This is a genomic window from Hydrogenophilus hirschii, from assembly GCF_054656675.1.
In genome coordinates this window covers 290445-305157 of record NZ_BAAHXQ010000003.1, presented here as the reverse complement: position 1 = coordinate 305157, position 14713 = coordinate 290445, and the positions used below count along the sequence as shown (strand labels likewise).

At 64.9% G+C, this 14713-nt stretch carries 11 protein-coding genes; 10 read left to right on the top strand and 1 reads right to left on the bottom strand.

The genetic code is table 11. From position 1 onward, the window contains the following. The first annotated feature begins 27 nt into the window (after window positions 1–27). The 8 genes from ACYQ4Z_RS10340 (at window position 28) to ACYQ4Z_RS10305 (ending at window position 11800) form a co-directional block, all read left to right on the top strand. Window positions 28–4752: an EAL domain-containing protein gene (locus ACYQ4Z_RS10340; protein ID WP_459860967.1), complete on the top strand. Its 4725-nt coding sequence runs from the start codon at window positions 28–30 to the stop codon at window positions 4750–4752. After that, complete coding sequence (gene gloA / locus ACYQ4Z_RS10335; protein WP_459860965.1) at window positions 4752–5141, top strand: lactoylglutathione lyase; 390 nt, start codon at window positions 4752–4754, stop codon at window positions 5139–5141. Before ACYQ4Z_RS10340 ends, gloA begins: the two co-directional genes overlap by 1 nt. A 68-nt stretch (window positions 5142–5209) precedes the next feature. After that, a complete protein-coding gene (locus ACYQ4Z_RS10330; RefSeq protein WP_217126552.1) occupies window positions 5210–5533 on the top strand; it encodes a (2Fe-2S) ferredoxin domain-containing protein in 324 nt (107 codons plus the stop codon). Window positions 5534–5540: 7 nt separating this feature from the next. Next, window positions 5541–6272, top strand: a complete 732-nt coding sequence (locus ACYQ4Z_RS10325; protein WP_459860964.1) for an alpha/beta hydrolase — start codon at window positions 5541–5543, stop codon at window positions 6270–6272. A gap of 18 nt (window positions 6273–6290) precedes the next feature. Next, window positions 6291–7358 (top strand): ATP-binding cassette domain-containing protein, encoded by a 1068-nt coding sequence (locus tag ACYQ4Z_RS10320; protein ID WP_219972974.1) that lies wholly within the window; start codon window positions 6291–6293, stop codon window positions 7356–7358. After that, window positions 7351–8142, top strand: a complete 792-nt coding sequence (locus tag ACYQ4Z_RS10315) for an ABC transporter permease (RefSeq protein ID WP_438438519.1) — start codon at window positions 7351–7353, stop codon at window positions 8140–8142. Before ACYQ4Z_RS10320 ends, ACYQ4Z_RS10315 begins: the two co-directional genes overlap by 8 nt. Before the next feature lie 103 nt (window positions 8143–8245). After that, entirely contained in the window at window positions 8246–10648 is a 2403-nt protein-coding gene (locus ACYQ4Z_RS10310; protein ID WP_459860963.1) for a diguanylate cyclase domain-containing protein, read from the top strand. Window positions 10649–10735: 87 nt separating this feature from the next. Then, on the top strand, window positions 10736–11800 hold the full coding sequence (locus ACYQ4Z_RS10305; RefSeq protein ID WP_459860962.1) for an EAL domain-containing protein: 1065 nt from the start codon (window positions 10736–10738) through the stop codon (window positions 11798–11800). A gap of 69 nt (window positions 11801–11869) precedes the next feature. Here ACYQ4Z_RS10305 and ACYQ4Z_RS10300 read toward each other — a convergent pair whose 3' ends face one another. Continuing rightward, window positions 11870–13423 carry an ATP-binding protein gene (locus ACYQ4Z_RS10300; protein WP_459860961.1) on the bottom strand — a complete coding sequence of 518 codons (1554 nt, stop codon included), beginning with the start codon at window positions 13421–13423 and terminating at the stop codon, window positions 11870–11872. A 206-nt stretch (window positions 13424–13629) separates the two neighbouring features. Here ACYQ4Z_RS10300 and thiS point away from each other — a divergent pair, with 206 nt between their 5' ends. Both thiS and ACYQ4Z_RS10290 read left to right on the top strand, forming a co-directional pair. Next, complete coding sequence (gene thiS / locus ACYQ4Z_RS10295) at window positions 13630–13851, top strand: sulfur carrier protein ThiS (protein WP_219972970.1); 222 nt, start codon at window positions 13630–13632, stop codon at window positions 13849–13851. 25 nt (window positions 13852–13876) lie between these two features. Next, the gene (locus ACYQ4Z_RS10290) at window positions 13877–14698 is read left to right on the top strand and encodes a thiazole synthase (RefSeq protein ID WP_219972969.1); all 822 of its coding nucleotides are present in this window, start codon (window positions 13877–13879) and stop codon (window positions 14696–14698) included. The last annotated feature ends 15 nt before the right edge of the window (window positions 14699–14713 follow it).

Here is a 14713-nt window from a genome sequence, read left to right as displayed (position 1 = left end):
GAAACCAGACTTCGGGAAAATGCCCCCATGAAACGTTCTCTGCCTGCCCTGCCCCAATCTCGCCCGCGGGTCACGCAACTCGAGGTCACGCAACTCGTCGTGATCGGCGCTTCAGCCGGCGCGGTCGAGCCCCTGCGTACGCTGGTTGCCGGGTTTCGGCCAGACGGCAAAACCGCTTACGGTATCGCGCAGCACGTCTCGCCGGAGCACGAAACGCTGCTCCCCCAGCTGCTGCAACCGCGCGCCGCGATCGCGGTGCAACTGGCCTCCCCCCAATCCCCACCGTTGCGTCTGGCGCCCGACCACGTTTACGTGATACCCGCCACCCACGACGCCGAAATCCTCGGTAACGGACGGCTGCGCCTCACCCCCAGTTACCCGCGCCCCGGGCCACACCCGTCGATTGACCGTCTCCTCTTGAGCGCTGCCCACCACTTCGGCGCGAAAACGCTCGCGATCTTGCTCTCGGGAACGGGCAACGACGGCGTTGCCGGTGCGATCGCAGTGCATCGCGCCGGCGGCATCGTTTGGGTACAAACCCCGGAAAGCGCGCAGTTCGGCGAATTGCCGCGTGCAGTGATCGCAACCAGCGCGTACTCCGCCGCCCACACCCCGGAAGCGATGGCTGCGCTCCTCCCCAAAACGCTCACCCATCTTGCGGCAGCCCAGGGCAACGGCGCAACACCCCCCGCCGCGGCGCAGCAACCAAACGCCCCCGCCCCACCGAACCCCGTCCAAAAGAACGAAGCACCCAACGCCAGCGCCACCCCGCAACCCGAACCCCCGCTCACCCCCGAAGACCAAGCGGCGTTCGACCGCATCCTCGAACGCGTGGCGCCGCTGCTGCGCGTCGACCTCACCGCTTACCTGCCCGAAACCCTGCTGCGCCAAACCCTGCGCGCGATGCAACGCTCGGGCTACCCCGACCTCGCCACCTTCGCCGACGCGCTCGAACACCAAGAAACGGCCGCAGAGGCGCTCGCCCGCACCCTTTTGATCGGCGTCACCGCGTTTTGGCGCGACCCCGCGGCGTTTGCCGCGCTGCGCATCCCACTCAAAGCCTTACTGGAGACGCTACCCGTCACCACCCCGTTTCGCGTCTGGGTCTGCGGCTGCGCCACGGGCGAAGAGGCCTATTCCCTCGCGTTCCTCATCACCGATTGCCTGACCGAACTGGGGCAACAGCGCCATTTCGTGATTCTGGGCACCGACGTCAGCGAAGGGGCGCTGCAACATGCCCGCGCCGCGCGCTACCCCGAAGAGGCGCTCGCCCATTTGCCATCCGGCTGGCGCGAACGCTTCTTCGTCCGGGAAGGGGCACTGTGGCGCGTCCACCAAGGGATTCGCTCCCAATGCGTCTTCTCCCGCCACGACGCGTTGCGAGAACTGCCGTTTTTGCACATTCACCTCATCAGTTGCCGCAACCTGCTGATCTACCTCAAACCCGAAGCCCGCGAGCGGCTCCTGAAAGCGTTTCACTACGCGCTCGTTCCCGGCGGCCTGCTCTTCCTTGGCCGCTCGGAAGCCCTGCCGCCCGAGGTCGGCGAACACTTCGAAGCGGTGAGCGGCCCGCAACGGATCTTTCGCCGCGATGAAATCCCGACGCCCAAAACCTGGTTGAGTGCCACGCTGCCCGCGCGGCTCTTCCTGCCGCAACCCGCCAAAGCGCTGCGCCCCAAACTGCGCCCAGAAGAGCAGCTCGAAGCGGCAATCCAGCACCGTCTCCACGAAACCCTCTTGACCCGCTACGCCCCCCCTGCGATCCTCACCGACGCACAGGGACGCCCGTTGCACATCCTGGGGGACTGCAGCGCGTTTCTTCACTGGCCGCAGGGCAAAAGCGATTTCACGCTGCCTGCGCTGATCCCAAACGGTTGGCGCACGCCGTTGCGGCTGGTGATGCGCCAACTGCTGCTCCCTACCGACAACGCGCCCCAAACCCTTCCGCTCCTCGATGCCGACGGCGCCCCCGCGGTGCAACTCTACGCCACGCGCCTCGACGTAGCAGAAACCCCTTTCCTGCTCTTCGTCTTCGAACCGCTCCAAACCGAAGCGTCCGTCGCACCAGCACACGCACCAGCTGCCGAAGCGGCTACCGACGCACCAGCCACGCGCCGGGAAACGGTGTTGCAACGCACCGTCGACCGTCTGACCCTGGAACAGGAACAGCGCGAAACGCTCATCGACGCGCTCGAACGGGCGCAAGCCGAACTGCAAGCCCTCTACGAAGAGCTGCAGACCACCACCGAAGAGCTGCAGTCGGCGAACGAAGAGCTCAAAGCGGGCAACGAAGAGCTGCACGCGAGCAACGAAGAGCTCCGCTCGCTCAACGAAGGGCTCGACCGCAGTCTTGCCGAACAGGCCGCGCTCAACGAACTCTTGGAAGCGATCCTCAACGCGCTCACCGGGCCGCTTCTCGTCCTCGACGAATCGGAACGGCTCATCCGCTACAACCGCGCCGCGGAGACGCACTTTGCGCTCACCGAACGCCACATCGGACAACCGTTCCCCTTCGATCGTAACCGCATCCCCTGGCCGGAGAGCGAAACCCGCACCGCGCTCTTTGCCGCGGCGCGCGAAACACCCCAATCGGTCGAACTGAACGACGGCACCCGCTACTGGTTGCTGACCATAACCCATTGGACCACCGATACCGATCGCGCTGGCTTTGTCCTCAAACTGCTTGAGACCACCGCGTTCAAGCAAGCGGAAATCGCCCGATTGCAGCTTGAAGAACGACTCATCACCATCGCCGCGGCACTTCAAGAAGCGCTCTTCATGGCCCCGGCAACGCTCGACGCCTTCACCTACGCGTCGCCACGGCTTGCCGAATGGCTCGGCGTCGCCCCGGAAGCGCTCACCTGGTCGCACTTCCTCGCTGCGATCGACCCCAACGCCCGCCCCACCGTCGACGCCCAATGGCGACGTAACAGCGCCACGTGGCAGCAGCGCTACCGCTTGCGCACTCCCAAAGGCGGTTGGCGCATCGTCGAAGAGCGTGGCGTGCGCATCGCCGCGCGCGCCCACCAGCCCGAACAGATCGCCGCAACGCTCCTCGACGTCACCGAAGCGCAGCGGGTCGCCGAACAGGCGGCGATCGGCCAAGCGCGCCTTGCGGCAGTCTGGGAAAATCCCACCGTCGGCATCGCGCTGCTCGACGCGAACGGCACGATTCTCAGCGCGAACGACCCCTTTGCCGCATGGCTCGGGCAAACCGCCGAAACGCTCGTCGGACGCTCGTTTGCCGCATTCACCCACCCGGAATCGGCGCTCACCGACGCGCAGCAGTGGGCGGCCCTCACCCAAGGGCGCGCCGCGCCGTGCGAAAAACGGATCGTCGCCGCCGATGGCTCCACCCACTGGGTGATGCAGCACCTCAACCGCGAAAACTACCCACCCCCCGTGGGCACGTTCCACGTCGTCATCTGGCAAAACATCGACACCGTCAAAGCGAACGAAAAGCTCATTTACCGCCAAGCCCACTTCGACGCCCTGACGGGCCTTCCCAACCGCGCACTCGCCCGGGACCGCATCGACCGGGCGCTCGCCCGCGCCCGCCGCGAAGGCGAAACGGTCTATCTCCTCTTTCTCGACCTCGACGGCTTCAAAGAAGTGAACGACCTCTACGGCCACGACGCCGGCGACGCCCTCTTGGTGGAGACGGCCGCGCGCCTCAAAACGTGCGTCCGGGAAAGCGACACCGTCGCACGGCTGGGCGGGGACGAATTCCTCATCCTCGTCGAAGGCAGCGCCACCGCATCGACCGCACAGCGCATCGCCGAAAGCGCCCGCGACGTGCTGCGCCAACCTTTCGTGGTCCAGGACCACCGTGCCCAAGTCACCGTGAGCATCGGCGTCGCCGCGTTTCCCAACGACGCCGAAGACGCCGAAACCCTGATGCGGCTTGCGGACGCAGCGATGTACGCGGCAAAAGAGAGCGGCAAGAACCGGGTACGCTTCTACTCGGAGCGGATCGAATCCAAAATCCGCTTCGAGGCCGAACAGCGCCGCGCGCTCGAACACGCGCTTGCCAACGGCGAATTCGAACTCTTCCTCCAGCCCGTCGTGCAGCTTCCCGAGCGCACCGTCACCACTGCCGAAGCGCTGCTGCGCTGGCGCCATCCGCACCAAGGTTTGCGCAGCGCGGCGGAATTCATCCCCCTTGCCGAAGCAAGTGGCCTGATCCGACCGATCGGACTCTGGGTGCTCCAAGAAGCCGCGCGCCTCGCGCTGCAACTCGCAGCGCAGCGACCCGGTTTTCGCGTCGCGGTCAACCTCTCCCCTGCCCAATTCGGCGACCCGGCGCTCGCCCGATGGGCGCACGAGGTCGAAGCGGCGCTTCCCCACCTCACCCTCGAAGTCACCGAATCGCTCGCGATGGACGCGGAGGGCACCGCCGCGGCGTTCCTTGCGCAGCTTCGTGAAAAAGGGGCGCGGCTTGCGATCGACGACTTCGGCACCGGCTACGCCAACCTGAGCCGACTCGAAGCGCTACGCCCCGACGTGATCAAAATCGACAAATGCTTCACCGACCGCATCGGGCAACAGGGTACCGGCGAACAGATCATGCGCGCGATCCTCGAACTCACCCGTGCGGTGGGAGCGCTTGCGGTGGTCGAAGGGCTGGAATCGCACGCGCAACTTGTCTGGTTCGAACCCTTTGCGCCGATCGCGATCCAAGGGTACCATTTCGCCAAACCGATGCCGTGGAACGAATTCCAAACCTTTCTGGAAAAACGGGAGAACTGCTGATGCGCATCCTGCACACCATGATCCGCGTGGGCGACCTCGAACGCGCGATCGCGTTCTACACGCAGGCGCTGGGGATGAAACTGTTGCGGCAAAACGACTACCCCGAAGGGAAATTCACCCTGGCGTTCGTCGGCTACGGGCCGGAATCGGAACAGGCAGTGATCGAACTCACCTACAACTACGGGGTCGACCACTACGATCTGGGTACCGGCTTTGGCCACATCGCGATCGCAGTCGACGACATCCACGCCGCGTGTGACCGCGTCCGCGCCTTCGGCGGCAAAGTCACCCGCGAACCCGGCCCGATGAAACACGGCACCACGGTGATCGCGTTCGTCGAAGACCCGGACGGTTACAAGATCGAATTCATCGAAAAAAAGAATCGATAACCCCGTTGAATGGGTGACCACTCCGGAAGCCACCAGACACCACTTGCGAGCGACATGAAGGAGAGCCGATGCCATACTTCCGCCACCACCTTTTTTTCTGCTGCAACCAACGCGACCCTGGTGACACCTGCTGCGCGAACCACGACGCCGAAGGGATGATGCGCTACGCGCGCGACCGCGCCAAAGCGCTTGGGCTCGCGCTCAACGCCACCGGTGGCGTCCGGATCAACAAAGCCGGGTGCCTGGGGCGGTGCGACCTCGGCCCGGTGCTCGTCGTCTACCCCGACGGCGTCTGGTACACCTACCTGGACGAAAGCGACATCGACGAAATCCTCAGCGAACACATCGCGAACGGCCGCCCCGTTGCCCGTCTGATGCTTCCCCAAACCTGATCGCACGATGGCACACCCCAAAACCGAAAAAACCACCGCCCCCGGCCCAGCGGGCGCGATCGAACTCCTGGTCGATACCCCCGCAACACCCCCGCAGGGGCTGGCGCTCGTCGCCCACCCCCACCCCCTCTTCGGCGGTGCGAACACCAACAAGGTGACCCACACGGTCGCGCGCGCGCATGCCGAAGCGGGGCTCGTGACGCTGCGCCCCAACTTTCGCGGCGTTGGCGGCTCCGCCGGCCAACACGACCATGGAGTTGGCGAGACCGAAGACCTGCTCACGCTCCTTGCCTGGGCGTTTCGCACCTGGAACCTTGCCCCCGTGCTCTACCTGGGCGGCTTCTCGTTCGGCGCGTACGTCACCACCCGCGTCGCGCGCATCCTCCTGGGTGAAACCGCGAGCGCGGTCGAAGCCCACCCGAATCTCGACCCAGAGAAATGGCGCGCGGCGCTGCCGCCGCTGACGCTGCGGCACGTCACGCTGGTCGGGCTTCCCCACGGCTTGGCGCTCGGCTCCGGCACCGTCTACACCACGCCGGAACTCCCCACCACGCTCCCCGTCCTGATGATCCACGGCGAAGAGGATACCGTCGCGCCGCTTTCCCGCGCGCTCTACTGGGCGCGTCCTGCCGCGCGCCCCATCGCGGTCGTCCCCGGCGCCGACCACTTCTTCCACGGTAAACTCCACGTGGTGAAGACGCTGGTGAAAAACGCCCTCGCGGTCTATCCCCCTTCCTAGATTTCCGTCCCGCGCCGCATGACCGCCCGCTCGCCGCTCCCCCCAAACCGTTCGCCCCAACACCCGCTCAGCGCACGCGATGCGCCGTCGCCCCACCCTACTGCTGCGCCAACCTCCGACGCAGACCCGCCCCTTGCGGCATTGACTGCCGTCGTCAAACATTACGGCACCACCCGCGTGCTTGACGCCCTCACCTTCGCCGTCTACCCCGGCGAATGCGTCGCGGTGCTCGGTCCCAACGGCGCGGGCAAAACCACGGCGCTGCGCGTCTTGCTCGGCCTCTCCCCGTATGAAGCGGGGCACGTGACCCTCCTGGGGCACCCCATTCCCGCAGACGCGGTCGCCGCCCGGCAACGGGTGGGCGTCGTACCGCAATTCGACAACCTCGACCCTGATTTTACCGCCGAAGAAAACCTGATCGTCTTCGCCCGCTACTTCGGCATCCCGGAGGCAACCGCTCGCGCCCGTGTCCCCGAGCTCCTTGCGTTCGTCGGCTTGGCCGGGAAAGAAGCGGCCCCGGTCGCGACGCTTTCGGGGGGCATGCGGCGGCGGCTTTCGCTTGCGCGGGCACTCGTCGCGAACCCCGAACTCCTCATCCTGGACGAACCCACCACCGGCCTCGACCCGCAAGCGCGCCACCTCATCTGGCAACGGCTGCGCGAACTGCGGCAACAGGGCGTTGCGATGCTGCTCACCACCCACTACCTGGAAGAGGCGGAACGGCTTGCCGACCGCGTCGTGATCGTCGATGCCGGTCGCGTCGTCGCCGAAGGTGCACCGCACGCGCTCGTTGCCGCCGCAATCGAACCCTTCGTGCTCGAAATCCACGGCGATTGGTCTTCCGTGGGTGGCATCGACGCCTTCGAACGGCGCCTGGCCGAATCCCTCACCCCCCTTGCAGCGAACGGCGCCACAGCACCGCGCTTCGAGCGCGCAGGCGAAACCCTCTTTTGCTACACCACACGCGACCCCGCAGCGGCGCTTGCGCTCCTCGAACCCCACCCCACGCTCACCGCAGTGATCCGCCGCGGCCACCTCGAAGACCTCTTCCTCAAACTCACTGGACGGGAACTGCGCGATGACTGACCCCACCGTCCCCGCTCGCTTCGCCCCCCGCCGCGCGCTTGCCTACTGGCGGCGCAACGCGCTGGTCTGGCGCAAGCTCATGGTGCCGTCGCTCTTGGGTAACTTCATCGACCCCACGCTCTACCTCTTCGGCCTGGGGCTTGGGCTGGGCGCGCTCATCGCCGAAGTCGACGGCCAACCGTACCTGAACTTCCTCGCCCCGGGGATCATCGCGTACGCGACGATGAACGCCGCGAGCTTCGAAGCGCTCTATTCCGCGTTTTCGCGCATGCACGTGCAGAAAACGTGGGAAGCGGTACTCACCACCCCGCTCACCCTCACCGACGTCGTGCTCGGCGAACTTCTCTGGGCCGCGACCAAAGCGACGCTCGCGGGCAGTGCGGTCACCCTCGTTGCCGCTGCCGCCGGGCTCGTCGCGTTCACCGCGATCCCCTTCATCCTCCCGGTGATCGCGCTCACCGGCCTCACCTTTGCGGCACTTGCGTTGCCGATGGTTGCGCTCGCCAAAAGTTACGACTTCTTCCTCTACTACTTCACCCTCTTCATCACCCCGATGTCTTTCCTCTCCGGCGCCTTTTTTCCCCTCACGCAGTTGCCTGCGCCGCTTGTGGCGTTCGCGCAGGCGCTGCCGCTCACCCACGCGGTCGCGCTCCTGCGCCCGTTGGCCGCAGGGAGCTCCCCCGCCTTCACCACACTGGCAGTGGCAGTCGTGCTCATGGGGCTTCTGACCGTTCTCCCCACGCGCTGGGCATTGCGCCGACTGACGCGCCGCCTCCTGCCCTGAGGATCCCTACTCCGCCCCCCCTCGCGCGGGTTTTCCTCGGCAAGCCGATTCCCAACCCCAAAACGCAGGTAGAATGGGCATCGTCACGTGCTTTTTTGGATTCATGCTGCGAAACCCGCGCGTTGCCCTGTGGTCGCTCCTTGTTGCTGCGTTCGCCCTGCTTGCCGTCGCCGAATGGGCGTGGTGGCAAAACGCGCGGGCGCGCAGCGCGCAAATCTTGGCCGTTGCCGCAGCGACGCAGAGCGCAGCGATCGACGAGCGCGTACGCGAACAGTTCGAAAACCTCACCCTCATCGGCAAGGAGCTCCTTGCCCCCTACCTCGATGGCACCGCCCCTGCGCGGATCCCCACCCCGATCGCGCAGGCGCTCGACCGCGTGCTCGCCGAACATCCCGAATTGCGCGCGATCAACGTGCAAACGCCCGATGGCAAAGAGATTCTTTGGAGCACCTTTGCCCAGCCCCATAAAGCCATCTTCGCGCCCGACGACTTTCGGCCCTATGCGCCAGCGGCGACGCCGGGGGAGACCGCGCCGCTTGCCCACGAAGGGCTGCTGACACTTCCCCGTTTCGCCCCACGCTTCAACGAGGCGGTGGTCGGGATGCGCCTCCCGATCCGCGCGGCGGACGGATCACTCGTCGCGTACGTCGGCAGTCCCTACCGCGCCGCGCAGCTTTTTGCGCGGGCGCCCACGCTCGTCGAGAACGCCGCGCTTTTATACACCACCACCATTTTCGACCGCCGCTTCCAGCGCGTCGTCGCAACGCTCGACGAAAAGGGTCGTGTCACGCCGATTCCCTCCGCTTCGTCAACCGCTCCGCCTTCTTCTCAATCTGCACCCTCTGCCCCCCCCGAAGGAACGACGACGGAATCGACGCTTTCCGCGCGCCACTGCCGCGGTGCCTACTGCGTCACCACCGCCATCGCCGAACCCCTTTGGCTCGACCACACCCTGCAGGAGGCGAGACCGCGCTGGACGGTCGAAGGGGTGCTCCTTGCCCTCTTCATTTTCGCGCTCACCCGGCTGCAGGTAGTCCACGGAAAACTCAAGCGTGCGCTCGTCACGCAACAGCGCCTCGCACGCACCGACCCGCTGACGCACTGCCCCAACCGCTACGCGCTCGAAACGATCGCCCCCAATCTCCTGGCGCAAGCAGGACGCCGAAACGAATGGGTTGCGGTGGGGCTCTTCGACCTCAACGATTTCAAACCGGTGAACGACCGTTTCGGCCACGACGTCGGCGACGCGCTGCTCGTCACCGTCGCCGAACGCCTCAAAGCCGCGACGCGCACAAGCGACTTCGTCGCCCGGCTGGGCGGCGACGAGTTCGTGATCCTCCTCACCGGCCTCACCGCGCAAGGAGCGTATGCGGAGCTCACCGCGTTCGGCGAACGCCTCTTGCGCCATTTCGCAGAACCCTTCACAGTCGGCGGCACCACCCTCCCCATCAGCTACGGGATCGGTTGGGCACTCTTCCCCCAGCACGGTGAAGAGCTCGACACCCTGCTGCGCCGCGCCGACGAAGCGCTCCTTGCGCTCAAAGCGCAAAAAGGTCAGACCTCAGAGACGATGCGCATCGCGGGCGAAGCCAACGCGTCGTTCACCGAAACCGCCCCGACGATCGATGACCCCTTCGGTCCCGCCGCGCGCCAGCTGCTTGCCGCATATACCGCACTGCTTCAGGACGCGGCGGAACGGCTCACAGAAACGCTCCTCTCTGAAATCACGGAACACCCCGCGATCGGCAAACGGCTGGCTGCCCAACTCCCGGATGCGTTCGCACACTACCGTGCGCTTGTGGCACGCCATTTCGTCACGCTGCTTGCCGCTGAAGCCTCGGATTCGGCGATCGCTGAACAAGCAGCGCTGTTGGGAACGATCCACGCGCTCGAAGGTTTGAGTCTCGCCGAGGCGCTCGTCGGGTACTCGGAAAGTGAACGCTTCTTGCAGCGTTTTCTCCAACGCCAGGGGTTACGCAGCAGCGAGATCTTTCGCCTCCTGCACATCGCGCTTCTGCGCATTGCGTTAGCGGAACGCACCTTCCTCGACGCGATGGAAAAAACGAGCGCAACCTACCTCACACTGGTGCTGCGTGATATCCCGGAACCCGGCAATTCTTTGAGCAGTTGGCAAGAGGCGCTCTGCGATGCGATCGCAAAATTACCGGGCATCCGCTTCGCGGCGATCGCGCAACCGGACAGCGACGGACGTTTCCAACTCGTCGCGGTTTCTGGCAAAATGAACCTCGCGCCGCTCTTTGCCGTCTTCGACCCTGTCCGCGTTCCCCGCCTCGACAGCCGTCGCGCCGAAGGGCAAGGGCTTGTCGCCACCGCGTGGTTTCGCAATACCATTTCGGTGAGCGACGACTACTGCCACGACCCGCGCACCACGCCGTGGCACGCGCTCGCAATCGAAGCCAAGATGGCGAGTTTCGCCGCGGTCCCGTTCGTCGACCGCCGCGGAACACCCAAAACGCTCCTGTTGATCGGCGGACGCCACCCCTAACAGTTCAGCAGCCTCTGGGCCCAACAGTGGCTCCACGCACTCAAACGGGCGGGCGACGACGCGCTTGCCAGCTTCGACACCGCAACGATGAACCCGATCGAGACCGCGCCGATCAGCGTCGACCGCGCTGCGGCGATTCGCGCTGCGGTGACGAGCGGCGGCGTGCAGATCGCCGTGCAGCCGATCGTCGACCTCGCCTCCGGCAGGCTCGTCAAAGTGGAAGCGCTCGCCCGCTTGCAATTGGGGACGGAAACGCTTACCCCCGCACAGTTCCTTCCCGTTCTGCACGACGACCTCTACCCCCACCTCTTTCTCGCCGTACTCACCGCAGGGCTCGCGTGGCTCAGGCGTTGGGATCAGGTTGGTGTGTCGCCCGGCCTGAGCGTCAATCTTGACTTTGCATCACTCCACCACCCCGAATGCAGCCACTGGGTTCAAGCCGCGCTCACCGCACACGCCATCCCGCCGCAACGCCTCACGCTGGAGCTCCTCGAAAATCAACCGCTTGCTGGTAACCACACGATCGAAGCGCTCGCGGCGCTACGGCAACTCGGTGTACAGCTGGCGATCGACGACATCGGTTCCGGCTACAGCGGCCTGGTGCGGCTTGCGCAACTGTCGTTCGACGTGATCAAAATCGACCAGATCCTGGTTCGCCCGATGGCCCATGACCCCATCCCCAACCTCACCGTGATCCGGGCGTTGGCACGGCTCGGCGAAGGGCTCGAACGGCAGGTAATTGCCGAAGGGGTGGAAAGCCCAGCCCTTGCCGAAACGTTGCGCGCAGTCGGTGTGCACGTGGCGCAAGGGTACGGCATCGCACGCCCCATGCCACCGGAACAGCTCGTCGGCTGGCACGACGAATGGCGCCGCGCCCCGTTGCGCGTCTACCCCGATGCGCCGCTCACGACCCCGCTCGGGGCACTGGCGTACCAATGGCAAGTCAACCACGAACGCGGCGCATTCGGCCTCGAACCGCTTGCCGAATGCCCAATCACCGCCTACTTGAACACCTACTACCCCGACGCGCACGAAATCCATGCGGTACACGCGGCGCTTCACGAAGCTGCCGAGCGCAACGACCAAAACGCATGGCGCGCCGCCAGCCAGGAACTGCTCGCGTGGCTGCTCCGGGAGGCGCTGGTGCGCTAACCGGCTTGAAAGAGTTCATCCTTTTCCCCGCTGGCCGTCCATGCGGCCCCCTGCTCCGTCGAAGTGCCCTTATTGGGTCACCGCGTCGACCGCAACGACGTTACGCTGGCGTTTGCTGAATTCGATCCCCACAAGATGCACCGGTACCCCCTGGCCGCGGTACTTTTCGGCGTACCCTTTGGCGCGAAGTTGCGCAAGCGCCGCTCCTTCGGGCTCGTCTGCGACCACTTTGAATTCGAAGAGGTAAATGCGCTCCGGAAGCTTCACGGTAAGGTCGATGCAGCCGTGGTGGGTGACGTCCTCGGCGATGAGTTCGAGTCCCAACGCCGCAAGGTGGCTATAGAAGACGCTGGCCCAGTACCCTTCGTAGTGGGCGATGGGGTTTTTGCGGTACCAGTCGTGCGGGATGCTGGCGTAGAGGCGTTCGAGGTGTTGGCGCAGTCCGTCAATCTCGCCACGCACCAGCGCTTCATAGGCGCTCAGGGTTGCCCGTTCAGCGAGCGAAGGGTCGCCCATCAGCCCTTTGAGCAGCGCATCGTTGAGGCTATAGGCGACTTCCAGGTTGGGGTAGCCCAGTTCGTATTCGATGCGTGCGCCGATACGCCGCTGTCCGTGAAAGGTCAGGTACCCGGTCTGCCACAGGAGCGCCTCTGGCGCCATCGTGTCGACGTCAAACGCCGAAAGGAGCGCTTCCGAGGCGAGCGTGCGCGCAAGCTGCGGGGTAAAGAAGCGCCGCTGCATGAGGACATCGACCAAAAAGGTGGGCGTGCCCGTTTCGAACCAGTAAGGGCGAAATTCGCGTTTTTGAAAAAGAAGCAGCAGGTCGAAGGGGTTATAAACCGCTTCTCCCAGCCAGTTGTAGCCGTTGTACCAGTGGAGGATCCGTTCGCGATCGAGCCCTTCAAGCTCCGGGGCAAAGACCGCGTCGAGGTCTTCCTCGGTGTAGCCGCAGATCGCGGAGTACTGGGCGTCGACGGTGATGTCGTTGAGGTTGTTGAGGCCGGAGAAGATTGAGACTTTGCTGAATTTGGAGACGCCCGTGAGGAACGCAAAGCGGATGTGAGCATCTTGCCCTTTGATCACCGAGTAGAGGTTGCGTAGCCCTTCGCGCATCGCGCGCGCAACCTCTGGCGTGGTGAGGTTGTCCAGGATCGGTTTGTCGTATTCGTCGACCAGCACCACGACGCGCTGCCCCGCTTTTTCTGCGGCGCGTTCGATGAGCCGCTTGAAGCGCAGGTGGGTGTCCATCGGGGGCGGTTCGATGGTTATGCCCAGCCGTTCGGCGTTGTCGCTCAAAAGCACGTGGATGTGTTCGTCGAGCGCGGCGGCCGTTTGCAGCCGCCCTTCGGCAAAGCTGAGCCGCACTACCGGGTAGCGCACATTCCAGTCCCAGCGGTCATGAATGTAAAGCCCGCGAAAAAGCGGTTCGTTCCCGGCGAAAAGTTCCGCAAGCGTGTCGAGAAAGAGGCTTTTGCCGAAGCGCCGCGGGCGGGAGAGGAAGTAATGCGTACCGCTTTCGATGAGACGAAGTGCGTACGGGGTCTTGTCCACGTAGTAGTAGGCGTCGTGTTCGCGGATTTTCGCGAAGGTTTGAATCCCGATCGGGAGTTTTTTCCGGTTCATCACGCGGCCTTTCTCCCCGCAACGCGCTTCCGGCAATTGTACGGCAACGGCAAGCGAAAACACCCTGCGTCAAAAGATGGCAGCTTGCAGGCTAGACCGCTCACCTTGTCTCATGTGCGCTCCTTGCCGTAGAATCGGGCGGGTTGACCGTTGCAGAAAGCGGTGCAAACACGCCAGAGCACCGTAAGCCGGGAATAGGACGAACCATGACCGACACCCCTGCCACCCTCACGCTTCGCCTCAACGGCACGCTCCAGCACGTCCCAGCGGGCACAACCGTTTCGGCCCTCCTTGCCCGCCACGGCTGGCTGGGCAAACGCGTCGCGGTGGAGCGCAACGGCGAGATCGTCCCGAAGAGCGCCTATGAGACCACCGTACTGCGCGACGGTGACGTTTTGGAAATCGTCGTCGCCGTGGGTGGCGGTTGACCTCATCGAATGTCAAGGAGTCCCGATGCAAACCCAATCCCCTGAAGCCGAGCTTCCATTCGTAGACCAACCCCTCGTTTTGGGGCAACGCCAATTCCGCTCGCGCCTCATCGTCGGTACCGGCAAATACCGCGATTTCGCGGAGACGCGTGCCGCGGTCGAAGCCTCGGGCGCAGAGATCGTCACCGTCGCGATCCGCCGCACCAACCTGGGGCAAAACCCGGACGAACCGAACCTGCTCGACTTTCTGCCGCCCGAACGGTTCACGATCCTGCCCAACACCGCGGGGTGCTACACCGCGGAAGAAGCAGTGCGCACGCTCCGCTTGGCGCGTGAGCTCTTGGACGGGCACAACCTGGTCAAACTCGAAGTGCTCGGCGACCCCAACACCCTCTTCCCCAACATGGTCGAAACCCTCAAGGCGGCGGAACAATTGGTTGCCGAAGGGTTCGAAGTGATGGCCTACTGCTCCGACGACCCCATCCTCGCGAAACGCCTCGAGGCGATCGGCTGTGTCGCGGTAATGCCGCTTGCGTCGCTCATCGGCTCTGGCATGGGAATTTTGAACCCGTGGAACCTACGGCTCATCATCGAGCAGGCCACCGTGCCGGTGATCGTCGACGCGGGCGTCGGCACTGCGTCCGACGCAGCGATCGCGATGGAGCTCGGCTGCGACGCGGTGCTGATGAACACCGCGATCGCACACGCGAAGCAGCCCGTGCTCATGGCGCACGCGATGCGTCGTGCGGTGGAAGCAGGCCGTGCCGCGTACTTGGCAGGTCGTATGCCCCGCAAAGCCTACAGCGCCGACCCCAGCTCCCCGATAAGTGGCCTCATCGGGCGCTGACCGCAGGTAGAATGC